The sequence below is a fragment of the Janthinobacterium sp. TND4EL3 genome (genome assembly GCF_900156175.1).
GTDB lineage: Bacteria > Pseudomonadota > Gammaproteobacteria > Burkholderiales > Burkholderiaceae_D > Janthinobacterium.
This window is the reverse complement of record NZ_FTMV01000013.1, coordinates 147,467-169,283: the sequence shown is the minus strand read 5'-3', so window position 1 is coordinate 169,283 and position 21,817 is coordinate 147,467. Positions and strand designations below refer to the sequence as shown.

Sequence of the window (21,817 nt, the reverse complement as noted above, 5' to 3'; positions counted from 1 at the left end):
ACGGGCAATGGGATGACATCCCCGGCAGGCAGGGGCGCGTCCCAATTCTAGGAGCAACTGTCTCAAGCACAAGGGGATTTTCATGAAAAGCATAAAGAGCATTGCCGTCAAGGCATCCATGCTGGCCGCGATGACCGTACTGGCAAGTGCGGCGCAAGCGGCGACCTGGGTCGATGTGGGACCGGCCAGCGGTTTCGTCATCGCCGGCAGCACCGTGACCTACTCGCCATCGCCGGCGCTGCAGGTGAAATATTATGACGATAATCTGGTACCGCAAAGCCCCTCCGACATCCAGGGCTATATCAATGGCGTCTTCGGCACCAGCCTGGGCGCCGCTGTCTCGTTTTGCGACAACCCCACCTCGGGCTGCACTGCCGGCACCACGGCAGGCTTGAGCGGCGGCGTCAATTCCTATACGAGCGCGGCCGCCTATGACTATCTGGCCATCCACTTCGGCCAGGGCGAACTGGTATTCCACTGGGCCACCCCCGTGGCTGCCGGCACCACCTTCACGGTGGCGGGCCTGCCCAAGGACCTGAGCAACTACAGGGCCTTCATCTCCGCCGTGCCGGAACCTGAAACCTATGCCATGCTGCTCGCCGGCCTGGGCATGCTGGGCTTCCTGGCACGCCGCCGCCAGGGGAAGTAAGCGTCATCGGCGGCAGTGGGCGCAGCTGCGCCCTCTGCCGCCCTCAACGCCAGTGACTTGCAGTGACTTGTTTACGCTGCGCTTGCGGCCACTGGCCTACTGTTTACACCATTTTTAGATCCCCCTCGCTATGCTCGATGGCATCACATGCCTGTCGACAAGGGAGATCTCATGCACGAACAACCATTTCAGCCGCGCGCGCGCAGCGTGATCCGCCAGCATCTGCCCGTGCGGGAACGGCTGCGCCTGGCGCGATTGGCCAAGCGAAAAATCATGTCCATGTGTTCGGCGCTGCTGTGCGCGGTACCGCTGTTGTATTTGCTGAGCGTGGTGCTGAGTGCGCAGCCCTGACATGGGCGGCAGCAGAAATGAAGAGAGGGATGGCAGCGCGGCAAGCCGCCGCGTATCTGGCCAGCGAGGACTGGTCCGCCCAGAGGGAATCGAACCCCCATTCACGGTTTAGAAGACCGTTGTCCTATCCGTTGAACGATGGGCGGAAAGGTGCAGTATTTTAGTGCATGCGGGCCAGCAATGGAATGCCCCGCAGAATAGAAAACGGGCTGTCATCTCTGACAGCCCGTTTATGACTTTGGTCGGAGTACAAGGATTCGAACCTTGGACCCCCTGGTCCCAAACCAGGTGCGCTACCGGGCTGCGCCACACTCCGAAGACAAGATAATAACGCTTCCCCACAATTTCGTCAATTGCCATAGACGAATTAGGTGGAAATAACTATCGCTTTCGCCTGGGGAGACTTGCTGACGCCACTGAGTGCAATGCCGCCCGGGGCGTTTTCAGCTGGCGACCTTGTCGGCGATGCGACGCGCCATCGACTCGGCCTTGTCCTTCTCCTTCGCTTCCACCATCACGCGGATCAGCGGCTCCGTGCCCGAGGCGCGGATCAGCACGCGGCCCGTGTCACCCAGCTCGGCCTCGACCAGCTCCTTCTCGGCCACCATGGCGGCATTCTTTTTCCAGTCGAAACCGGGCGCCACGCGCACATTGATCAGGGTTTGCGGGAACAGCACCAGCTCGGCCAGGCATTGCTGCAGGCTCAGGCCGCTACGCTTGAGCGCGGACAAGACTTGCAACGCAGAAACGATGCCGTCGCCCGTCGTGTGCTTGTCCAGGCACAGCAAGTGGCCGGAACCCTCGCCGCCCAGTATCCAGCCCTTTTCCTTCATGACTTCCAGCACGTAGCGGTCGCCCACCTTGGCGCGCGCAAAGCCGATGCCCTGCTCCTTGAAGAGCACTTCCAGCGCCATATTGGTCATCAGGGTACCCACGGCGCCGGCCACGGGGCCTGTCGCCAGGCGGTCCTTGACCATGACGTACAACAACTCGTCGCCGTTGTACAGGCGGCCCGTGGCGTCGCACATGATCAGGCGGTCGGCGTCGCCGTCGAGCGCGATGCCCAGGTCGGCGCCGTGTTCGACGACGGCGGCCGCCATGGCGGCCGTTGCCGTGGCGCCAAAGCCCGCATTGATGTTGAAGCCGTCTGGCTTGTTGCCGATGGCGATGACTTCCGCGCCCAGTTCGTGGAAGACGTGCGGCGCGATATGGTAGGCGGCGCCATGCGCGCAATCGACGACGATCTTCAGGCCGTGCAAGTCCAGTTCATTCGGGAAGCTGCTCTTGCAAAATTCGATGTAGCGGCCCTGGGCGTCGTCGAGGCGCTTGGCGCGGCCCAGCTTGTCGGACGGCACGCAATCCATGGGCTCGTCCAGCGCCGCCTCGATTTCCAGCTCCATGCTGTCAGGCAGCTTGGTGCCCTGGCCGGAAAAGAACTTGATGCCATTGTCATGGTAGGGATTGTGCGAGGCGGAAATGACCACGCCGGCCGACAGGCGCAGCGCGCGCGTCAGGTAGGCGATGGCCGGCGTCGGCATGGGGCCGGCCAGCATCACATCCACGCCGGCGGACGACAGGCCCGCTTCCAACGCCGCTTCCAGCATGTAGCCGGAAATGCGCGTGTCCTTGCCGATCAGTACGGTCGGCCGCGTCTTGCTTCCCTGCGACTTGGCCAGCACCTTGCCGGCCGCATAACCGAGGCGCATGACGAAATCAGGCGTGATCGGGGCGGCGCCCACGAGGCCGCGAATACCATCGGTACCAAAATATTTCCGGGTCATAAATTTCTCTTTTTGTTGTTTATAATGAATCTTACAGCTTCAGTGCGCCATGCGCCAGACCTTCAGGGCATCGACGGTTTCCGCTACATCATGCACACGGATAATTTCCGCGCCTTGCGCCACCGCAGCAAGTGCGCCGGCAAGGCTGCCGGCCAGGCGCTGCTCGACGGGACGGCCCGTCACGGCACCCACCATCGACTTGCGCGACAGGCCCGCCAGCACGGGCAAGCCCAGTTCGCTGCGCAGCCGGCCCGTGGCGCGCAGCAAGGCGTAGTTCTGCTCCACCGTCTTGCCGAAGCCGAAGCCGGGATCGACGCACAAACGCTCGCGGTCGATGCCGGCCGCCGTCATGGTAGCGATGCGTTCGCGCAGGAAAGCGATGACTTCGCCCACCACATCTGCGTATTGCGGCTGGTCCTGCATGGTTTGCGGCACGCTTTGCATGTGCATGATGCACAGCGCGCAATCGCTGTCCCGCACGGCCTCGATGGCGCCCGGAGCGCGAAAACCATTGATATCGTTGATCATGTCGGCGCCGGCCAGGATGGCTTCGCGCATCACTTGCGGCTTGTAGGTATCGACGGACAGGGGCTTGCCGCAGTCGCGCAAGGCGTACAGCACCGGCATGACGCGCTGCAACTCGTCCTGCAGCGGCAGCGGCGGCGCGCCGGGACGGCTCGATTCGCCGCCGATGTCGATGATGTCGGCGCCATCCTGCATCATCTGCTCGGCACGCGACAAGGCAAACTCCAGGTGCTGGTACTGGCCCGCATCGGAAAACGAATCGGGCGTGATGTTCAGGATGCCCATCACCAGCGCCTGCGTGCCCGACAGGTTGAAGCCGAAACGGCCGAATTGCAAATAGTGTCGCATGTGAAACTTTATAGTCATCAGGGAAATCTGGCACGCCAACGAAAAAGGGCAAGGATCGCTCCTTACCCTTTCCTACAGCACGCCACCGTTCAGGGGGCGGCCGCTATCAGGCCGGCGCCGTCGCGTTCGGCGAGATGCCGCCCGAACCGCTGTCGCCCGCATTGCGGCGCGGCGGAATGACTTTCGGCGGACGCGGCTCCAGGCCGGCCATGATGTCATTGATTTGCTCTGCATCAATGGTTTCCCATTCCAGCAAGGCCTTGGTCATGACTTCGACCTTGTCGCGGTTCTCTTCAAGCAACTTGCGCGACAGCGCGTATTGCTTGTCGAGGATGCTGCGGATTTCCGCATCGACCTTTTGCTGGGTCGCTTCCGAGATGGTCTTCGTGGCGCCACCGAAGAAACCTTCGTTTTCGCTGTCTTCGTAGACCATCACGCCCATGCTGTCGGACATGCCGAAGCGGGTCACCATGGAGCGGGCCAGCTTGGTGGCGCGCGAGAAGTCGTTCGATGCACCGGTGGACATTTGCCCCACGAAAATCTCTTCGGCGATGCGGCCACCGAACAGGATGGAAATTTCTTCCAGCATCTTGTCCTTGTAGGCGGACAGATTGTCGTGTTCCGGCAGCTGCCAGGTCAGGCCCAGGGCCCAGCCGCGCGGCATGATCGTCACTTTGTGCACGGGATCGGCTTTCGGCAGCAGCTTGGCGACGACGGCGTGACCGGACTCATGGTATGCCGTATTGCGGCGCTCTTCCTCGCGGATGATCATCGATTTACGCTCGGGACCCATGTAGATCTTGTCTTTCGCGTCTTCGAAGTCGATCATTTCCACCAGGCGCTTGCTGCGGCGGGCCGCAAACAGGGCTGCCTCGTTGACCAGGTTGGCCAGGTCCGCACCCGAGAAGCCGGGGGTGCCGCGGGCCAGGATATCGGCTTTCACGTCGGTACCGATAGGCACTTTACGCATGTGCACGTTCAAGATCTGTTCGCGGCCGCGGATGTCGGGCAAGCCGACGGATACCTGGCGGTCGAAACGGCCCGGACGCAGCAAGGCTTTGTCGAGCACGTCGGCGCGGTTGGTGGCGGCCACGACGATCACGCCGGAGTTCGCTTCAAAGCCGTCCATCTCGACCAGCAACTGGTTCAAGGTCTGTTCGCGCTCGTCATTGCCGCCGCCCATGCCGGCGCCGCGGTGGCGGCCGACAGCGTCGATCTCGTCGATGAAGATGATGCACGGCGAGTGCTTTTTGGCGTTTTCGAACATGTCGCGCACGCGGGAGGCGCCCACGCCGACGAACATTTCCACGAAGTCGGAACCGGAAATCGAGAAGAACGGCACCTTGGCTTCGCCGGCGATGGCGCGCGCCAGCAGGGTTTTACCGGTGCCCGGAGGACCGACCATCAGCACGCCGCGGGGAATGCGGCCGCCCAGTTTCTGGAATTTGCTCGGGTCCTTGAGGAAGTCGACCACTTCGTTGACTTCTTCCTTCGCTTCGTCGCAACCGGCGACGTCGGCGAAGGTGACGGTGTTGCTGGCTTCATCCATCATGCGCGCCTTCGACTTGCCGAACGAGAATGCACCGCCCTTGCCGCCGCCTTGCATCTGACGCATGAAGAAGACCCAGACGCCGATCAACAGCAGCATGGGGAACCAGGAAACAAAAATAGTTTGCAGGAAAGACGCTTCCTCGGGCGGACGCACATCGAAATGCACGCCATTGTCGCGCAGGTCGCCGATCAGGCCCTTGTCGAGGGTGGTGGCGGTGGTACGCACCTTGCTGTCGTCCATCAATTTGGCGGTGATCGTCGAACCTTCGATGACGACATCCTTGACACGCTTGGCTTTGACTTCATCCAGCAAGTCGGAATAAGCGATGGCCTTGCTGCCGCCTGTGGAGCCATGACTTTCGAATTGCTTGAACAGCATGAACAACAGCAGCAATACGACTACCCAGATGGCAGATTTGGAAAACATGTTATTCACGAAGACTCCTTGGATGCAGTGCGCATCTCTTTACCTATAGCTAGAAACACGATTTTACTCGCAATAAGCGGGCCGTGCCAAAGCCCGCCGATCCGTGCGCGCGAAAAAAGTCGCGTTCACGCAAAAAAATGCAGTATAAACAATTTAGGCTTTTATACCATCAGACGCTACTGCACTTCTCGTTCCCATGTGCGGATTCCCGCTCAAATATCAAGAGTGGAATCATCTACTTCCACGGCATTTTTCAACGGATTCTTGATCCCACGTCCCATCAGGAAGATTTCCGACGATTTATCGCGGCTGGCCTTCGGTTTTTTCTGCACCACGACCTTGAATTCGGCGCGGAATTTCTCCACGATCTGGCTGAAACCCATGTCTTTAAAGCATTTCACCAGCAATACGCCCGATGGTTTCAAATGCAATTGCGAAAATTCGATGGCCAGGTCGATCAGATGCTCCATGCGCGCGGCGTCCGCCGTGGCGATGCCCGACAGGTTGGGCGCCATGTCCGACAGGACCAGGTCGACTTTGCGCCCTTGCAACACCACTTCCAGCTGGCGCAGCACGCGCGCTTCGCGGAAGTCGCCCTGGATGAAGTGGAAATCGGCGATCGGCTCCATTTCCAGCATGTCCAGGCCAATCAGGGTACCATTGACCCCGCCGCCGTCCTTGCCGGCCAGCTTGCGCCGCGTGTACTGGGCCCAGCTGCCAGGAGTGCAGCCCAGGTCGACAATCACCTGGCCAGGTTTGATCAGTTTTTCGTCTTCATCGATTTCTTTGAGCTTGTATGCTGCCCGGGCGCGGTAGCCCTCTTTTTGCGCCAACTTCACATAAGGATCATTTATGTGGTCGTGCAACCAGTTTTTGTTTAATTTCTTCTTTGCCATTCGCGTAGAATACTGCTTTTAAGGGAATTACTAAATATTATTATGCTAAAACTTACACCCGTAGAGCGCAGCGCACTGCGCGCCGAAGCACACGCGCTGAAGCCTATCGTCATCATTGGCGAAGCGGGCTTGACACCTGCTGTCCTCAAAGAGATCGACCTTGGCCTGGATTCGCACGGCCTGATTAAAGTCCGCGTGTTCGGCGACGACCGCGAAGCCCGCGTCGGAATGTACGATACGATTTGCGGCAATCTCGGCGCCGCCCCGGTACAACATATAGGCAAACTGCTGGTAATCTACCGTCCGAAAAAAGAAGTGGTTAAGGAGAAGGTCAGCGCCGGCAAAGGCATGCGCGAAGTGACCATCGTCAAGGCCAGCGCCAGCGGCACCAAGCGCCCCAGCGTGACGAAAGTCATGATCAAGGGCAATGAGCGCGTTACCGAAGGCGGTTCCATCAAGCGTGCCAAGCCACGTCAGAAGAGCGCCAAGAAAAGCGCACTGGGCAGCAAGTAAGCCTGTTCACCCGGCCACCGCAAGGCGGCCGGGCTTGAAACAAGAAGCGGAGCACGGGATATCCCCTGCTCCGCTTTTTTCATGCGATTTCTTTACTTACATCAAGTTACTGTTGTTTCCAGATCAATACGCCCGCCAGCAGGCTCTGCACGGCAAAGATCATGGTCGACACGCCATGCAGCATGCCGAAGCGGCTGCGCATGGCCTCGTCCATGATGCCGGAGGAACCCTGCGCTTGCGCCTTGAGTTCGGCCATCAGCGGCGTGATGCCGAAATGGCTGAGCAGCGCGCACACGAGCATGGACAGCACCAGCGCCCCCAGGAGGCGGCGGCGCTTGAGTTCCAGCGCGCCGGGCGCCCATTGCAGCAAGGCCAGCAGAATCAGCGCACAGGCGATGGACAGCCAGGCCTCGGCGCGGAACATGCTGCCGGCAATATTGCCTGCCAACACGCGATCGCCCAGGGTGCCGAACAGCGTGGGCGCCACGATGAAGCCGATGGTCCACAGGCTGCCCGCCCACAGGGTGGCGACGAGGATGCGCAGGCGCGTCAGCATCAGATGTACAGTACTTCCAGGATTTCGTATTCGCGCGGGCCGGACGGCGCCTGCACTTCCACCACGTCGCCGGCGTACTTGCCGATCAGCGCGCGGGCGATTGGCGAGGTCACGGACACCTTGTTCATTTTCAGGTCGGCTTCATCGAGACCGACGATCTGGTACGTCACTTTCTGGCCCGATTCCAGGTCTTCCAGGTTCACGGTCGAGGCAAACACCACGCGGCCTTCCGCGTCCAGCGCGGTCGGGTCGATGATTTGCGCTGCGCCCAGCTTGCCTTCGAGTTCGGCGATGCGGCCTTCGACGAAAGCCTGGCGTTCCTTGGCGGCATCGTACTCGGCGTTTTCCGACAAATCTCCGTGCGAACGCGCTTCGGCGATCGCATCGATGACGATGCGGCGTTCCTTGGTCTTCAAATGATGCAGCTCTTCCTTCAGGAGTTCTGCGCCGTATTTGGTCAATGGGACTGAGGTCATGTTATCTCTACTATCTGCTAGTTATCGGCGCCGTTGCCGTGTTTTGTCACGCTGAACGGACTTACCAAGTGAAAACCACAGAGGCCGCGCGCTGCTCTGCACGGAACTCTGTGGTTGATAAGCATGCAGTGTACCGCCTAACGGCGGCCACTGCAAATCACACGCGGACTATCAGGCTTGCTGCAGGGTCTTGTGCAGGCCTTGCAGATCGTAGACGCGCAACTCATCCAGATGGCGGATGCCTTCGACGGCCGCTTCCGCGCCGGCGATGGTCGTGTAGGTCGTCACGCGCGACGCCAGGGCCGACGTGCGGATGGCCCGCGAATCGACGATGGCGCTGCGTTTTTCTTCCACGGTGTTGATCACCAGCACGATTTCATGGTTCTTGATCATGTCGACGATGTGCGGACGGCCTTCGATCACCTTGTTCACTGGCGTGACGGCGATGCCGGCAGCCGCGATCACGGCGGCCGTGCCCTTGGTGGCGACCACGGTGAAACCGGACTCGACCAGGTCGCGCGCCACTTGCACGGCGCGCGGCTTGTCCGACGCTTTCACGCTGATGAAGACCTTGCCCGATTTTGGCAGGTTCACGCCGGCGCCCAGTTGCGATTTCACAAACGCTTCGCCGAACGTCAGGCCCACGCCCATGACTTCGCCCGTCGATTTCATTTCAGGGCCGAGGATGGTGTCCACGCCCGGGAACTTGACGAACGGGAACACGGCTTCCTTGACGCTGAAATATGGCGGCACGACTTCCTGCGTGATGCCTTGCGACGCCAGCGACTGGCCGACCATGCAGCGCGCGGCGATCTTCGCCAGTTGCAGGCCGGTGGCTTTCGACACGAAAGGCACGGTGCGCGAGGCGCGTGGATTGACTTCCAGCACGAAGACGACGTCTTTCAGCTGGCCGTCGATCTCCTGTTTCTGGATCGCGAACTGCACGTTCATCAGGCCGACCACGTTCAGACCCTTGGCCATCAGCGCCGTCTGGCGTTTCAGTTCTTCAATGGTTTCCGCTGCCAGCGAGTATGGCGGCAAGGAGCAAGCCGAGTCGCCCGAGTGCACGCCAGCCTGTTCGATGTGTTCCATCACGCCGCCGATGAACGTCGTTTCACCGTCGGAGATGCAATCGACGTCGCACTCGATGGCGTCGTTCAGGAAGCGGTCCAGCAATACCGGCGAATCGTGCGAGACCTTGACGGCTTCGCGCATGTAGCGCTCGAGGTCGCGTTGCTCATGGACGATTTCCATGGCGCGCCCGCCCAGCACGTACGATGGACGCACCACCAGCGGGTAGCCGATCTCCTGCGCCAGCGCCAGGGCGTCGGCTTCCGTGCGCGCCGTGCGGTTAGGCGGCTGGCGCAGTTCCAGCTTGTGCAGCATCTGCTGGAAACGCTCGCGGTCTTCGGCCGCGTCGATCATGTCGGGCGAGGTGCCGATGATGGGCACGCCATTCGCTTCCAGGTCCAGCGCCAGTTTCAGCGGGGTCTGGCCGCCGTACTGCACGATCACGCCGACCGGTTTTTCGATGGCGACGATTTCCAGCACGTCTTCCAGGGTCAGGGATTCGAAGTACAGGCGGTCCGACGTATCGTAATCGGTGGAAACCGTTTCCGGGTTGCAATTGACCATGATGGTCTCGTAGCCGTCTTCGCGCATGGCGAGGGCAGCGTGGACGCAGCAATAGTCAAACTCGATGCCCTGGCCGATACGGTTCGGGCCACCGCCCAGCACCATGATCTTTTTCTTGTCGGTCGGATTCGACTCGCACTCTTCGTCGTACGTGGAATACATGTACGCCGTGTCGGTCGAGAACTCGGCCGCGCAGGTGTCGACGCGCTTGTAGACGGGACGGATGCCCAGCGCATGGCGCTGCTGGCGCACGGCCGTGTCGGTCGTCTGCAGCAAAAAGCCCAGGCGGCGGTCCGAGAAGCCCTTCTGTTTCAACTTGTACAGGGTATTCTTGTCCAGGTTTTCCAGCTTCTGCGTGTCCAGCCACAGTTCCAGGTCGACGATTTCCTTGATCTGGATCAGGAACCATGGGTCGATCTTGGTGAGCTGGTGCACTTCTTCCAAAGTGAAACCCTGGGCAAACGCGTCGCCCACGTACCAGATGCGCTCGGGACCGGGCTCGCCCAGTTCCTCTTCGATCTTTTCGCGGTCCTTGGTCTTTTCGTTCATGCCGTCCACGCCCACTTCCAGGCCGCGCAAGGCTTTCTGGAACGATTCCTGGAAGGTACGGCCGATGGCCATCACTTCGCCGACGGATTTCATCTGCGTCGTCAGGTGGTCGTCGGCGGTCGGGAATTTCTCGAACGTGAAACGGGGGATCTTCGTGACGACGTAATCGATCGACGGTTCGAACGATGCCGGCGTGGCGCCGCCCGTGATTTCATTGCGCAGCTCGTCAAGGGTGAAACCGACGGCCAGCTTGGCGGCGATCTTGGCGATCGGGAAACCCGTCGCTTTCGATGCCAGCGCCGACGAACGCGACACGCGCGGGTTCATCTCGATGACGATCATGCGGCCATCGACGGGGTTGATCGAGAATTGCACGTTCGAACCACCCGTGTCGACGCCGATCTCGCGCAGCACTGCCAGCGAAGCATTGCGCATGATCTGGTATTCCTTGTCCGTCAGCGTTTGTGCCGGCGCCACCGTGATGGAGTCGCCCGTGTGCACGCCCATCGGGTCGAGGTTTTCGATCGAGCAGATGATGATGCAGTTGTCCGCCTTGTCGCGCACCACTTCCATCTCGTACTCTTTCCAGCCCAGCAACGATTCTTCGATCAGCAGTTCTTTCGTCGGCGATGCTTCCAGGCCGCGCTTGCAGATGGTTTCGAATTCTTCTTCGTTGTAGGCGATGCCGCCGCCGGAGCCGCCCATGGTGAACGATGGACGGATGATGGTGGGGAAGCCCAGGGTGCGCTGCACGGCCCACGATTCTTCCATCGAGTGCGCCACGCCCGAGCGTGCCGAACCGAGGCCGATCTTGGTCATCGCGTCCTTGAACTTGGCACGGTCTTCCGCCTTGTCGATGGCTTCCGGCGACGCGCCGATCAGCTCGACGTTGTATTTCGCCAGCACGCCATTGTTGAACAGGTCCAGCGCGCAGTTCAGCGCCGTCTGGCCGCCCATCGTCGGCAGGATGGCGTCAGGACGCTCCTTGGCGATGATGCGTTCAACGACCGACCAGGTGATCGGTTCGATATAGGTGACGTCGGCCATTTCCGGGTCTGTCATGATGGTCGCAGGATTGCTGTTGACCAGGATGACTTTATAGCCCTCTTCGCGCAGGGCCTTGCACGCTTGCGCGCCGGAATAATCGAATTCGCAGGCCTGGCCGATCACGATCGGGCCAGCGCCAATAATCAGAATACTTTTGATATCTAAACGTTTAGGCATTTTTCTTTTTCTCCTCCGCAGCCATCAAGTTGATGAAGCGGTCAAACAGGTAAGCAACATCCATCGGGCCCGGCGACGCTTCAGGGTGGCCCTGGAAGCAGAAGGCCGGCTTGTCCGTGCGGGCAAAGCCCTGCAGGGAGCCGTCGAACAGCGATTCATGGGTCACGCGGCAATTCGCGGGCAGAGTTGCCGCGTCGACTGCGAAACCGTGGTTTTGCGAGGTAATCAAGACCTGTTTCGTTTCCAGGTCCTGCACCGGGTGGTTGGCGCCGTGGTGGCCGAACTTCATCTTCAGCGTCTTCGCGCCGGAAGCGATCGCCATGATCTGGTGGCCGAGGCAGATGCCGAAGGTCGGGATGCCCTTCTCGATCAGCTCCTTGGTCGCCGCGATGGCGTAGTCGCACGGTTCCGGGTCGCCGGGACCGTTCGACAGGAAGATGCCGTCCGGATTCAATGCCAGGGCGTCGGCCGCCGTCGCCTGCGCCGGCAGCACGGTGACCTTGCAGCCGCGCGCCGTCAGCATGCGCAGGATATTGCGCTTGACGCCATAGTCGAAGGCGACCACGTGGTATTTCGCGTCCGCGTCAGCCAGCTGGCCGTAGCCTTCGCCCAAGGTCCATTCCGTTTCGCGGTACTCGTAGGCAGCCTTGCTTGATACCACCTTGGCCAGGTCCATGCCGGCCAGGCCGGGGAAGGAGCGCGCCAGTTCCAGCGCTTGCGCGGCGGACGGTTCGTTGCCTTGCGTGCCGACGAGGATGGCGCCGCCCTGCGCACCTTTTTCACGCAGGATGCGCGTGAGCTTGCGTGTATCGATGCCGGCGATGGCGACGATATTTTCAGCTTTCAGGTAATCGGACAGGGAGAGAGTGGAACGGAAATTGGATGCCAGCAATGGCAGATCGCGGATGATGAGGCCAGCGGCGTGAACCTTGGAAGATTCGACGTCTTCCGGATTGACGCCCGTATTGCCGATATGGGGATAGGTCAGGGTGACCATCTGGCGGCAATAGCTTGGGTCGGTAAGGATTTCCTGATACCCGGTCATCGAGGTGTTGAAAACAACCTCGCCCGTGGTATGACCGGCGGCACCGATCGAAAAACCTTTAAAGATCGTTCCATCAGCAAGCGCTAATATGGCTGGAACGGCAGGGCCAGAAAAAAATGGCGGCAAGGGCAACTCCTGATAAAGTTACCGTAGCTGCGCCACGTCAGACCGACCGCCTAGTTACCCGAGCCAGATGCACTCAGGGTGTTTCAACGGTCATTTTGAATGAGGGGATGGGTAGTCGCTACGGTATATGTGTGATTGGCTAAACCTTTGAATTATAACCAAAAGGAAGCTTTTCCACAAGGAAGAAAATTCAGAAAGCCCGGCATTTTTTTGCGCAGCAACATAAAACCGGCGCCCCATGAAAAAAGCCGCCCGGCTTGCGCGGAGCGGCTGGTTCTGCAAATGTGGCTACTACTTAGGCCGTCAACGCGGCGATGCCCGCTTTGGCGATTTGCGCATCTTCCGCCGACTTGACGCCCGAGACGCCGACGGCGCCCACGTAGTGGCCGTCGTACACGATGGGCACGCCGCCTTCGAGCAAGCCGTCGATTTCCGGCGCACTCAGGAACGACACGCGGCCGCCGTTGATCATCTCTTCATAGATGCGCGATTCGCGGCGGCCCAGTGCGGCCGTCTTGGCTTTCGATGGAGCGATGTGCGACGAGATCGGCGCCACGCCGTCCATGCGCTGCAGCCATACCAGGTGGCCGCCGTCGTCGACGATGGCGATCGTGACCGCCCAGTTATTCTTGACCGCTTCCGCTTCGGCGGCGGCAGCGATTTTCTTTACGTCATCCAGGGTCAAAACCGGTTTCGATTGCATGGTGCATCCTTGTTATGTTGAAACAAAATTGTATACGAAATGCGCAGCGGCGCTAGCGCTTACTGCTCGCGTTTGGCTTTCAGCTTTTGCTTGAGCTGCGCCATGACGGCAAAGGTCGCCTGCTCGCCCGCCAGGATGGCCTGGTTGCGGCTGTTGAAATCGTTGCCCTTCATGGTGCCCAGGCTGGGCTGAATCACCACGTCCGCATCCTTGAGTTCGAACTGGTTGATGCGCTGGCCCATGATGGCGAAGGTCTGCATGATGACTTCCATCGAGCTGATGGCTTTTTGCGTATCCGTTTGCGACGAGATATTCACGGCAATGATGAAGTCAGCGCCCATGTCGCGCGCAAAGCGCACGGGCACGGGAGCGACGAGTCCGCCGTCGACATAGGTGTGGCCGGCGATCGTCACGGGCTGGAACACGCCCGGCACGGCCGACGAGGCGCGCACGGCCATGCCGGTGTTGCCGCGCTGGAACAGGATCGGCTGGCCATTTTTCAAATCGGTCGCCACCACGCCGAATGGAATCTTGAGTTTTTCCAGCGGTACGCCGCCGACCGCCTTGTTGACATAGCTTTGCAGCGCCTCGCCCTTGAGCACGCCGGACGACTTGCCGAACAGGGGCAAGGCCCAGTCGGAAATGGCCGCCTCGTCCATGTCAAATGCCATCTTTTGCAGGGCGAAGCCCGAGTTACCCGCCGCGTACAGGGCGCCCACGACGCTGCCGGCGCTGGTCCCGGTGACGATGTCGGCGTGAATGCCCTGCGATTCGAGCGCCTTGATCACGCCGATGTGCGCGAAGCCGCGCGCCGCGCCGCCGCCCAGGGCCAGGCCGATCTTGATCTTGCGGGGAGCGACGACGGGTTCGGGCGGCGTCAATACTTGTACGGGTTTCGGGGCGGTGGTATCGCAGCCGGCCAGCACGAAGGCGGCCAGGGCAAGCAGGGTCAGGCGTTTAGGGAACATGGTGGAGAGGGGAAACCGCGCGCGGCAGTGGCAACTAAGGAGAGCCGATTGTAGCGCAAGCGAGGCCGGCCGCACTGAAGGCGGCCTTAAATGTTTATTGTGACAAGGTTCGTGCGCGCCACGCCGGCTGCTAGACTGGCGCCTGTTTCCATACTCGCCATCCCACATGCCAGACCCATTGCAATTTGCCGACAGCCGCGCCCTGGGCGAACCATTTGCGCAACAGTTATCGCAGCAGCCGCCCGACGGCGCCCTCGCCTGGCTGGGCGCCATCCTCGCCACGCAGGCGCCAGCGCTGCGCTCGTCGAACGCCACCCTGCTGGCCTACACGGGCAATCCGGCCGCCATCGCCTGGCTGGAGACCAATGTCGGCTCGCCCGTGGCGGGGCAATGGGGCGTGGCGGCGGCCCTGCTGGGCACGCCCTGGCCGCAAATCGCTGACTGGCTGCAACGCGGCGGCGCACACCGGCTGATGGCGCTCGATGCCTTGCTCGCGTACCGCAAGCCGGCCGTCAACATGTCGCCGCTGGAACAGATCGCCGCCCCCGTGCTGCCGCAGGCGCCCGCGCGCGCCGAACTCGACGCGGCGCTGGCCGCCTGCCTGGCGGCATCTTCCACGCCGCGCATCCAGGCGGCCATCGCCTCGATCAACAAGCACGTGGACGAGATCCTGCGCGGCGGCCCACGCGGCGTGGCCGTGGCCGACTTGCCGCGCCTGTACCTGGACCCGGCACCGCTCCAGGATGCATCCGCCATCCTGGAACAACATGAGGCAGTGGTCGGCGGCATGCGGCAAAACCTGCAGAACCTGCTCAAGGGCATACTGTGAATCGACCGGCCCTGGTGATGATCGACTTGAGCGAGATCAATACGCCGCGCCAGCTGCACGCGGCGCTGGCGGCCGCGCTGGGCTTCCCCTCCTTCTACGGCTTGAACTGGGATGCATTCCACGATGCCATCACGGGCCTGGTAGACATGCCGCAACAGCTGGAGCTGCGCGGCTGGCCAGCCTTCGCGGCACGCCTGCCCCACGATGCGGCCACCTTGCAGCGCATCCTGGCGCGCATGGCGCAGGACATGCCGGCCCAGGCGGCGCAAGTGCAGTACGTGTGACACAGGGCGGCGCCAGGAAACGCTTGACAGCCGCGCCCCACTTCCCTTACATTGGATGCATGTCCTCCTTCAAACATTCCTCCCCTTCCCTGCTGTCGCTATCGCGACTACTACTAGCACGCGCATAAGTTTGCCGCATTGCTTCGCCTGGCCACACGCCGGCGTGTTTCAAAAACCCTGGAAGGTTTGATGATGTTTGCACCATCCCCATACGTACACGTAATCCCCGCTGCGACCGCCCCTGCCGGCATCGCGGCCGCACTGCTACCGCTACCGATCGCTTGCCTGGCCTAGTGTTGCGTGGCCGCCCGGCAAGCTTGCGCCACAACCATTGATTTCCCCCTATCTTCAGGAGTACCCGATCATGATGTTGCAAAACCCAGCTTCCAAATACCGCGCCTTTCCTCCAATTAAATTGACCGACCGTCAATGGCCGAACCAGATCATCAGCAAGCCGCCCATCTGGATGAGCACCGACTTGCGCGACGGCAACCAGTCCTTGATCGAGCCGATGAGCGCGGAAAAGAAGCTGCGGTTCTTCGAGATGCTGATCGCCATCGGCCTGAAGGAAATCGAAGTGGGCTTCCCATCGGCATCGCAGACGGATTTCGACTTCGTGCGCAAGCTCGTCGATGAAGGCCGCATCCCGGACGACGTCACCATCATCGTGCTGACACAGTCGCGCGAAGAATTGATCCGCCGCACAGTGGAGTCCGTCGTCGGCGCCAAGCGCGCCATCGTCCACCTGTACAACTCCGTGGCGCCCGTGTTCCGCAAGGTCGTGTTCGGCATGTCGCGCGAAGAAATCACGCAGATCGCCACCACCGGCACCACCCTGGTCAAACAGCTGGTGGCCCAGCATCCGGAAACGGAATGGGGTTTTGAATACACGCCGGAATCGTTCTCGACGACGGAACTCGATTTCTCCAAGCACATCTGCGACGCCGTCAGCGCCATCTGGAAGCCGACGCCCGCCAACAAGATGATCATCAACCTGCCCTCGACCGTCGAATGCAGCACGCCCAATGTGTATGCGGACCAGATCGAATGGATGTCGCGCAAGCTGGCGCGCCGCGATTCCATCATCATCAGCGTGCACCCGCATAACGACCGCGGCACGGCCGTCGCCTCGGCCGAGCTGGCCGTGATGGCGGGCGCCGACCGCGTGGAAGGTTGCTTGTTCGGCAATGGCGAGCGCACGGGCAACGTCGACCTGGTCACGTTGGCGATGAACTTGTACACGCAGGGCGTGCATCCGGGCCTGGATTTCTCCGACATCGACACCGTGCGCAAGTGCGTGGAAGAGTGCAACCAGCTGCCCGTCCACCCGCGCCACCCGTATGCGGGCGACCTGGTGTTCACGGCCTTCTCCGGCTCGCACCAGGATGCCATCAAGAAAGGTTTTGCCAAACAGCAACCGGACAGCATCTGGGAAGTGCCCTACCTGCCGATCGACCCGGCCGACCTGGGCCGCAGCTATGACGCCGTGATCCGCGTCAACAGCCAGTCCGGCAAGGGCGGCATGGCATATCTGCTGGAACAGGAATACGGCCTGGTCTTGCCGCGCCGCCTGCAGATCGAATTCTCGCGCGCCGTGCAAGCCGTGGCCGACGCCACGGGCCGCGAAATCGCCGCGCAGGATATCCATGCAATCTTCCAGAAGGAATACCTGGAGCAGACGGCGCCGTACGCCTACGCGTCGCACCGCATGGTGGAAGACACGAGCAGCGACGAGTCCGTGCAGATCGATATCAGCCTGTCGCACCGCCAGACGCCGCTGGCCCTGCAAGGCGGCGGCAACGGCCCCATCGACGCTTTCGTCAATGCGCTCGGTCTCGACATCAAGCTGATGGACTACCATGAGCACTCGATCAGCTCCGGCGCCAACGCGCAAGCGGCGTGCTACGTCGAATTGCGCCTCGACAACGGTCCGACCCTGTTCGGCGCCGCCATCGACAGCAATATCGTCACCGCCTCGTTCAAGGCCGTGCTGTCGGCCGTGAACCGCCGCATCAAGCAGACGGAAGCCGAAAAAACAACAGCGGCCGATGTGGCCGCCAGCGCTGCCTAAGGATAAATCTCCCTCTCGCACAGGGAAAAAAAGCGGTACGGCTTGATCTCCGTGCCGCTTTTTCATTTCCGTAGAGCAATTGTTGCTGCAAAAGAAGTATCACTCGCCGTATAATCGACTCATAATAAGACCACCGGGGACAGGATTTTAGCTACCGAGGGAATGAGTATGAAATTGACGGACATGAAGATAGGCGCGCGCCTGGGGGCGGGTTTTGGCGTGGTGCTGCTGCTGATGGCGGTGCTGGTGGGCACGGGCCTGTTCCGGCTGGACAAGATCGGCGCGCTCAGCGACGCCATCATCGAACACGACTGGGCCAAGGCGGACGCCATCGCCACCATCCGCAGCACCACGCGCTCGAATGCGGCGCTCGTGCTGGAACTGTTCATCCACGAAGATCCGGCCCGCGCCAGCGCCATCCACGGGGAAATCGACGCCAACAAGGCCACCATCACCAAGGCGCTGGCCATCCTCGACCGCCTGATCATCTTGCCTGAAGGCAAGGAGCTGCTGGCCACCCTGAAACAGCAGCGCAAGGCCTATGTCGTCTCGTTCAGCCAGGCAGACAAGCTGCTGGTGGCCGGCCAGCGCGCGGAAGCGGCCAGGCACGTGCGTGACGACACCCTGCCCGCCCTGAATCAGCTGCAAACAACGGTCAACCGCCTGAATGAACTGCAGCGCCAGGTGGTCGTGCATGGCGGCCAGCAAATCCACGAGAATATCTCCACGGCAAGTGTGCTGATGGCCAGCCTGGGCACGGCCGCCCTGCTGCTGGGCATACTCTTTGCGTGGCGGGTGACGCGCTCGATCACCACGCCCGTCGCCTATGCGCTTGGCGTGGCCCAGGCCGTGGCGGCAGGCGACTTGAGCAGCAAGATCGTGGCCGAGGGCAACGATGAAATGGCCCAGCTGTTGCGCGCGCTGCATGACATGAACCGCAACCTGGCCAGCCTCGTGGGCCAGGTACGGGGCGGCACGGGCACGATCGCCGTGGCGTCGAGCCAGATCGCCAGCGGCAATGCCGACCTGTCGGCCCGCACGGAAGCGCAGGCCAGCGCGCTGGAAGAAACGGCTTCGTCGATGATCGAGCTGACCGGCACCGTGCGCAGCAACAGCGACAATGCGCGCCAGGCCGACAGCCTGGCCCGCTCGGCGTCCGCCATCGCCCAGCGCGGCGGCACGGCCATGGCCCAGGTGGTCGACACCATGGACGCCATCAACGCTTCCTCGCGCAAGATCGTCGACATCATCGCCGTCATCGACGGCATCGCCTTCCAGACCAATATCCTGGCCCTGAACGCGGCCGTGGAAGCGGCCCGCGCCGGTGAGCAGGGACGCGGCTTTGCCGTCGTGGCGTCGGAAGTGCGCAACCTGGCGCAACGCTCGGCGGCAGCGGCGAAGGAAATCAAGGAATTGATCGCCGACTCCGTCAACCGGGTCGGCCAGGGCGCGCAGCTGGTCAGCCAGGCCGGCAGCACGATGGAGGAAGTGGTGAGCAGCGTGGGCCGGGTCAGCGCCATCGTCGGCGAAATCAGCGTCGCCAACCACGAGCAAAGCGAAGGCATCGAGCAGATCAACGCGGCCATCATGCAGATGGACCAGACGACGCAGCAGAACGCGGCCCTGGTCGAGCAGGCGGCCGCCGCCGCCGCGGCCATGCATGAACAGGCGGGCGAACTGGAAGCGCTGGTCAGCCAGTTCAAGCTGGAGCAACACGCGGGCGGCACGGCGCCAGCCCGCCCTGCCCCATCCGTCCCGCGCTTGAACTAGGCTGCTTACTCCACCTGGCGCGCCAGGCGGATGCCGGAAAATTGCCAGCGCGCACCAGCCGGGAAGAAATTGCGGTAACTGGCGCGCGCATGGCCGGCCGGCGTGGCGCATGACGAGCCGCGCAGCACGTACTGGTTCAGCATGAACTTGCCGTTGTATTCACCGAGCGCACCGGGCGCCGTGCGGTAGCCGGGATATGGCGCATAGCTGCTGCTGGTCCATTGCCAGCAGTGGCCGAACATTTGCCGCAAGCCTGCTCCCGGCGTGCCGGCCGCCGGATGCAGGCGGCCCACCTCCACCTCCACGCCCTGCGCGGCCAGCTCCCACTCCCCTTCCGTCGGCAGGCGCGCGCCGGCCCAGTGCGCATATGCGTCCGCCTCGAACAGCGACAGATGCGTGGCCGGCAAGGCCGGATCGAGCGGCTGCAAGCCGGACAAGGTAAATTCCTGCCAGTGCCCCGCGTCATCCACCTGCCAGTACAGCGGACATTGCAGCTGCTGGCTGCGCACCCAGTCCCAGCCTTCGGCCAGCCACAGATGGGCAGTGCGGTAGCCGCCCGCCTCGATAAAGGCGAGAAATTCGCCATTCGTCACGAGGGCAGTGGCCAGTTCGAACGGCGCCACGTATTGCGGATGACGGGGCAATTCGTTGTCGAAGCAAAAACCGTCGCCCGCATGGCCGATCTGCGCCAGGCCGCCGTCGAAGGCGAGCCAGGCCGTGGGTAGCGCGAGTTGTTGCGCTGGTGCAAACGTGCCTTCCCAATACGCTGGAAACAGCGCGCTCTGCGCCAGCAAGTGTTTAACGTCGGTCAACAACAATTCCTGGTGCTGCTGCTCGTGTTCCAGGCCCAGCGCCAGCAGCATGGTCAGCCGCTCGCGCGCCTCGCGGGCCAGTTCTCCCGCCAGCAGCCGGGCGATGCGCGCATCGACATTGGCCCGGTAGGCGCGCACCTGTGCCATGCCGGGGCGCGTCAGCAAGCCCCGCTGGGCGCGCGGGTGCTTTTCGCCCACGCCGTTGTAATACGAATTGAACAGGACGCGAAAGGCCGGGTGGAACGGTGCGAACCCCTCTTCCATGCTTTCCAGGATAAACGTTTCGAAAAACCAGGTGGTATGCGCGAGGTGCCATTTCACGGGGCTGGCGTCCGGCATCGACTGGGCACCGCAATCTTCGTCGGACAGCGGTGCGGCCAGCCGCAGCGAGTGCTGGCGCACGGTATGGTAATGATCGATCAGCATGGTCGTTTCTTAGTCCCGGATGACGCGCGCGTAGATGACGGCAAACCACTGCTGCGCATCCGTCCAGACTTGCACGGTAGAAAACCCTGCCTGCTCCAGCAAGCCGACGAAACCGGCACGCGTGTATTTATGGCTGTCTTCCGTATGGATGCGTTCGCCTTTCGCAAAGCGGCGCTGGCCACCTTTCCAATGAACAACTTGCTCGCTGCGCGCTTCCAGGTGCATTTCCACGCGGTTCTCGTCGGCATTGAAAAAGCCGTGGTGCCGCCATGCGCGCACGTCGAAGTCCGCGCCGATCAGGCCGTTCACGTGGCGCAGCATGTTCAGGTTGAAGGCGGCCGTGACGCCGAGCGCGTCGTCGTAGGCGGCGTCGAGGATGGCATCATCCTTGATCAGGTCGACGCCGATCAGCAGGCCGCCGTCGCCGTCCGCGCTGGCGCGCAGGCGGCGCAGGAAGGCGATTGCTTGCTCAGGTGCAAAATTGCCGATGGACGAACCGGGATAGAAGAACAGGCGCCGCGCCGCGCGCACGCTGTCGGGCAGATCCAGGCGGCTGGAAAAATCCAGGCCCAGGCCCGTCATCTCGATGTGCGGAAAGCGCTGCTGCAGCCGGCTCAATGATTCGCTGAGGAAATCATAGGAAATATCCACGGCCACATACTGGGCCGGGTGCAGCAGGGGAAACAGGCTGGCCGCCTTGGCGCAATTGCCCGCGCCCAGGTCGATCAGGGTGCTGCCCGGCCCCACCGCGCGCGCGATATCGGCGCCGTGGCGGGCGAAGATGGCAGCCTCGGTGCGCGTCGGATAATACTCGGGCAAGGCGCAGATGGCTTCGAACAGTTTCGAGCCGAGCGCGTCGTACAGGTACTTGGGCGAGGTCCAGGCGTCGCGCGCCAGCAGCCCGGCGCTGATCTCGGCTATCGTGGCAGGAGTGGCGCTGGCCGCTTTAGCGTTGCTGGCGGGATACAAATCGGACAGGTGCTGCGCGGGTGGCGTGGTCATGGGCTGGCGTCGTCAATGTTAGGTTCACGAAGGGCTTGCACGGTCGGCCACCGGATACGCCGCCCCTGCCGCTGCGGTCTGCGGGCGCCTTTGCCGATGACTTTTTCCCATCATAGCGGAATCCGCGCAAGCCAGCCGTGCGGCAGGTAACTTAAGGTCAATCGGCAGCGTGCACATAAAAATGGTATTGCCAAGCAAAAAGCATAAGCCTGTCGTATACTACACATTGCCGGCCAAACAATCCGCGCGCCATTGCAGTTCCCAGGCCCCCCTCTCCCCCGCGTGCCTCCCTTTACGATA

Annotated in this window: 19 protein-coding genes and 2 tRNA genes; 7 read left to right on the top strand and 14 right to left on the bottom strand. The window is 61.9% G+C overall.

Features of this window, described 5'->3' with window-relative positions; translation table 11 throughout:
- Positions 1 to 82 precede the first annotated feature (82 nt).
- Positions 83 to 649, top strand: a complete 567-nt coding sequence (locus BXA07_RS31390; RefSeq protein WP_244556344.1) for a PEP-CTERM sorting domain-containing protein — start codon at positions 83 to 85, stop codon at positions 647 to 649.
- Between the two features lie 171 nt (positions 650 to 820).
- The gene (locus BXA07_RS20015; RefSeq protein WP_076570198.1) at positions 821 to 1,000 is read left to right on the top strand and encodes a hypothetical protein; all 180 of its coding nucleotides are present in this window, start codon (positions 821 to 823) and stop codon (positions 998 to 1,000) included.
- 71 nt (positions 1,001 to 1,071) lie between these two features.
- Here the strand turns inward: BXA07_RS20015 and BXA07_RS20010 are convergent.
- The 6 genes from BXA07_RS20010 to BXA07_RS19985 form a co-directional block, all read right to left on the bottom strand.
- Positions 1,072 to 1,146, bottom strand: a tRNA-Arg gene (locus tag BXA07_RS20010).
- A 93-nt stretch (positions 1,147 to 1,239) separates the two neighbouring features.
- A tRNA-Pro gene (locus BXA07_RS20005) sits at positions 1,240 to 1,316 on the bottom strand.
- 127 nt (positions 1,317 to 1,443) lie between these two features.
- Positions 1,444 to 2,781: a phosphoglucosamine mutase gene (gene glmM / locus BXA07_RS20000; protein ID WP_076570197.1), complete on the bottom strand. Its 1,338-nt coding sequence runs from the start codon at positions 2,779 to 2,781 to the stop codon at positions 1,444 to 1,446.
- Positions 2,782 to 2,820: 39 nt separating this feature from the next.
- Positions 2,821 to 3,654, bottom strand: coding sequence for a dihydropteroate synthase (gene folP / locus BXA07_RS19995; RefSeq protein WP_076570195.1), 834 nt, complete (start codon positions 3,652 to 3,654; stop codon positions 2,821 to 2,823).
- 106 nt (positions 3,655 to 3,760) lie between these two features.
- The gene (gene ftsH, locus BXA07_RS19990; RefSeq protein WP_076570194.1) at positions 3,761 to 5,641 is read right to left on the bottom strand and encodes an ATP-dependent zinc metalloprotease FtsH; all 1,881 of its coding nucleotides are present in this window, start codon (positions 5,639 to 5,641) and stop codon (positions 3,761 to 3,763) included.
- 203 nt (positions 5,642 to 5,844) lie between these two features.
- Positions 5,845 to 6,528 (bottom strand): RlmE family RNA methyltransferase, encoded by a 684-nt coding sequence (locus BXA07_RS19985; RefSeq protein ID WP_076570192.1) that lies wholly within the window; start codon positions 6,526 to 6,528, stop codon positions 5,845 to 5,847.
- 42 nt (positions 6,529 to 6,570) lie between these two features.
- Here BXA07_RS19985 and BXA07_RS19980 point away from each other — a divergent pair, with 42 nt between their 5' ends.
- The gene (locus tag BXA07_RS19980; RefSeq protein ID WP_010397237.1) at positions 6,571 to 7,041 is read left to right on the top strand and encodes a YhbY family RNA-binding protein; all 471 of its coding nucleotides are present in this window, start codon (positions 6,571 to 6,573) and stop codon (positions 7,039 to 7,041) included.
- A gap of 106 nt (positions 7,042 to 7,147) precedes the next feature.
- On the opposite strand, the gene BXA07_RS19975 is transcribed toward BXA07_RS19980, so the two are convergent.
- From BXA07_RS19975 to BXA07_RS19950, 6 genes are all read right to left on the bottom strand, one after another.
- Entirely contained in the window at positions 7,148 to 7,597 is a 450-nt protein-coding gene (locus BXA07_RS19975) for a DUF4149 domain-containing protein (protein ID WP_170909694.1), read from the bottom strand.
- Positions 7,597 to 8,073, bottom strand: coding sequence for a transcription elongation factor GreA (gene greA, locus BXA07_RS19970; protein WP_034757428.1), 477 nt, complete (start codon positions 8,071 to 8,073; stop codon positions 7,597 to 7,599). The genes BXA07_RS19975 and greA overlap by 1 nt, the downstream gene beginning before the upstream one ends.
- Positions 8,074 to 8,244: 171 nt before the next feature.
- Positions 8,245 to 11,481, bottom strand: a complete 3,237-nt coding sequence (gene carB, locus BXA07_RS19965; RefSeq protein ID WP_076570189.1) for a carbamoyl-phosphate synthase large subunit — start codon at positions 11,479 to 11,481, stop codon at positions 8,245 to 8,247.
- A complete protein-coding gene (gene carA, locus BXA07_RS19960; protein WP_071077946.1) occupies positions 11,474 to 12,652 on the bottom strand; it encodes a glutamine-hydrolyzing carbamoyl-phosphate synthase small subunit in 1,179 nt (392 codons plus the stop codon). The genes carB and carA overlap by 8 nt, the downstream gene beginning before the upstream one ends.
- A gap of 295 nt (positions 12,653 to 12,947) precedes the next feature.
- A complete protein-coding gene (locus BXA07_RS19955) occupies positions 12,948 to 13,355 on the bottom strand; it encodes a GlcG/HbpS family heme-binding protein (protein WP_076570187.1) in 408 nt (135 codons plus the stop codon).
- A 59-nt stretch (positions 13,356 to 13,414) separates the two neighbouring features.
- On the bottom strand, positions 13,415 to 14,323 hold the full coding sequence (locus tag BXA07_RS19950) for a patatin-like phospholipase family protein (protein WP_076570185.1): 909 nt from the start codon (positions 14,321 to 14,323) through the stop codon (positions 13,415 to 13,417).
- 166 nt (positions 14,324 to 14,489) lie between these two features.
- Between BXA07_RS19950 and BXA07_RS29800 the strand changes: the two genes are divergently transcribed.
- The 4 genes from BXA07_RS29800 to BXA07_RS19930 all read left to right on the top strand — a co-directional run bounded on the left by BXA07_RS29800 (position 14,490) and on the right by BXA07_RS19930 (position 19,277).
- Positions 14,490 to 15,152 carry a hypothetical protein gene (locus BXA07_RS29800; protein ID WP_139335665.1) on the top strand — a complete coding sequence of 221 codons (663 nt, stop codon included), beginning with the start codon at positions 14,490 to 14,492 and terminating at the stop codon, positions 15,150 to 15,152.
- Positions 15,149 to 15,436 (top strand): barstar family protein, encoded by a 288-nt coding sequence (locus BXA07_RS19940; protein ID WP_076570183.1) that lies wholly within the window; start codon positions 15,149 to 15,151, stop codon positions 15,434 to 15,436. Before BXA07_RS29800 ends, BXA07_RS19940 begins: the two co-directional genes overlap by 4 nt.
- Positions 15,437 to 15,800: 364 nt before the next feature.
- Positions 15,801 to 17,507 carry a 2-isopropylmalate synthase gene (gene leuA, locus BXA07_RS19935; RefSeq protein ID WP_076570181.1) on the top strand — a complete coding sequence of 569 codons (1,707 nt, stop codon included), beginning with the start codon at positions 15,801 to 15,803 and terminating at the stop codon, positions 17,505 to 17,507.
- Between the two features lie 168 nt (positions 17,508 to 17,675).
- Positions 17,676 to 19,277 (top strand): methyl-accepting chemotaxis protein, encoded by a 1,602-nt coding sequence (locus BXA07_RS19930; RefSeq protein ID WP_076570180.1) that lies wholly within the window; start codon positions 17,676 to 17,678, stop codon positions 19,275 to 19,277.
- Between the two features lie 5 nt (positions 19,278 to 19,282).
- On the opposite strand, the gene egtB is transcribed toward BXA07_RS19930, so the two are convergent.
- A complete protein-coding gene (gene egtB / locus BXA07_RS19925) occupies positions 19,283 to 20,515 on the bottom strand; it encodes an ergothioneine biosynthesis protein EgtB (protein ID WP_076570178.1) in 1,233 nt (410 codons plus the stop codon).
- 9 nt (positions 20,516 to 20,524) lie between these two features.
- Positions 20,525 to 21,517, bottom strand: a complete 993-nt coding sequence (gene egtD / locus BXA07_RS19920) for an L-histidine N(alpha)-methyltransferase (RefSeq protein ID WP_244556343.1) — start codon at positions 21,515 to 21,517, stop codon at positions 20,525 to 20,527.
- Positions 21,518 to 21,817 lie beyond the last annotated feature (300 nt).

Bases quoted from the DNA above. Each gene is read 5' to 3' on its own strand.
- greA (WP_034757428.1), bottom strand. From the start codon at position 8,073: ATGACCTCAGTCCCATTGACCAAATACGGCGCAGAACTCCTGAAGGAA.
- BXA07_RS19955 (WP_076570187.1), bottom strand. From the start codon at position 13,355: ATGCAATCGAAACCGGTTTTGACCCTGGATGACGTAAAGAAAATCGCT.
- folP (WP_076570195.1), bottom strand. From the start codon at position 3,654: ATGCGACACTATTTGCAATTCGGCCGTTTCGGCTTCAACCTGTCGGGC.
- egtD (WP_244556343.1), bottom strand. From the start codon at position 21,517: ATGACCACGCCACCCGCGCAGCACCTGTCCGATTTGTATCCCGCCAGC.
- BXA07_RS20015 (WP_076570198.1), top strand. From the start codon at position 821: ATGCACGAACAACCATTTCAGCCGCGCGCGCGCAGCGTGATCCGCCAG.
- BXA07_RS19980 (WP_010397237.1), top strand. From the start codon at position 6,571: ATGCTAAAACTTACACCCGTAGAGCGCAGCGCACTGCGCGCCGAAGCA.
- BXA07_RS19950 (WP_076570185.1), bottom strand. From the start codon at position 14,323: ATGTTCCCTAAACGCCTGACCCTGCTTGCCCTGGCCGCCTTCGTGCTG.
- BXA07_RS31390 (WP_244556344.1), top strand. From the start codon at position 83: ATGAAAAGCATAAAGAGCATTGCCGTCAAGGCATCCATGCTGGCCGCG.
- egtB (WP_076570178.1), bottom strand. From the start codon at position 20,515: ATGCTGATCGATCATTACCATACCGTGCGCCAGCACTCGCTGCGGCTG.
- BXA07_RS19930 (WP_076570180.1), top strand. From the start codon at position 17,676: ATGAAATTGACGGACATGAAGATAGGCGCGCGCCTGGGGGCGGGTTTT.
- leuA (WP_076570181.1), top strand. From the start codon at position 15,801: ATGATGTTGCAAAACCCAGCTTCCAAATACCGCGCCTTTCCTCCAATT.
- BXA07_RS19975 (WP_170909694.1), bottom strand. From the start codon at position 7,597: ATGCTGACGCGCCTGCGCATCCTCGTCGCCACCCTGTGGGCGGGCAGC.
- carB (WP_076570189.1), bottom strand. From the start codon at position 11,481: ATGCCTAAACGTTTAGATATCAAAAGTATTCTGATTATTGGCGCTGGC.
- BXA07_RS19985 (WP_076570192.1), bottom strand. From the start codon at position 6,528: ATGGCAAAGAAGAAATTAAACAAAAACTGGTTGCACGACCACATAAAT.
- glmM (WP_076570197.1), bottom strand. From the start codon at position 2,781: ATGACCCGGAAATATTTTGGTACCGATGGTATTCGCGGCCTCGTGGGC.
- BXA07_RS29800 (WP_139335665.1), top strand. From the start codon at position 14,490: ATGCCAGACCCATTGCAATTTGCCGACAGCCGCGCCCTGGGCGAACCA.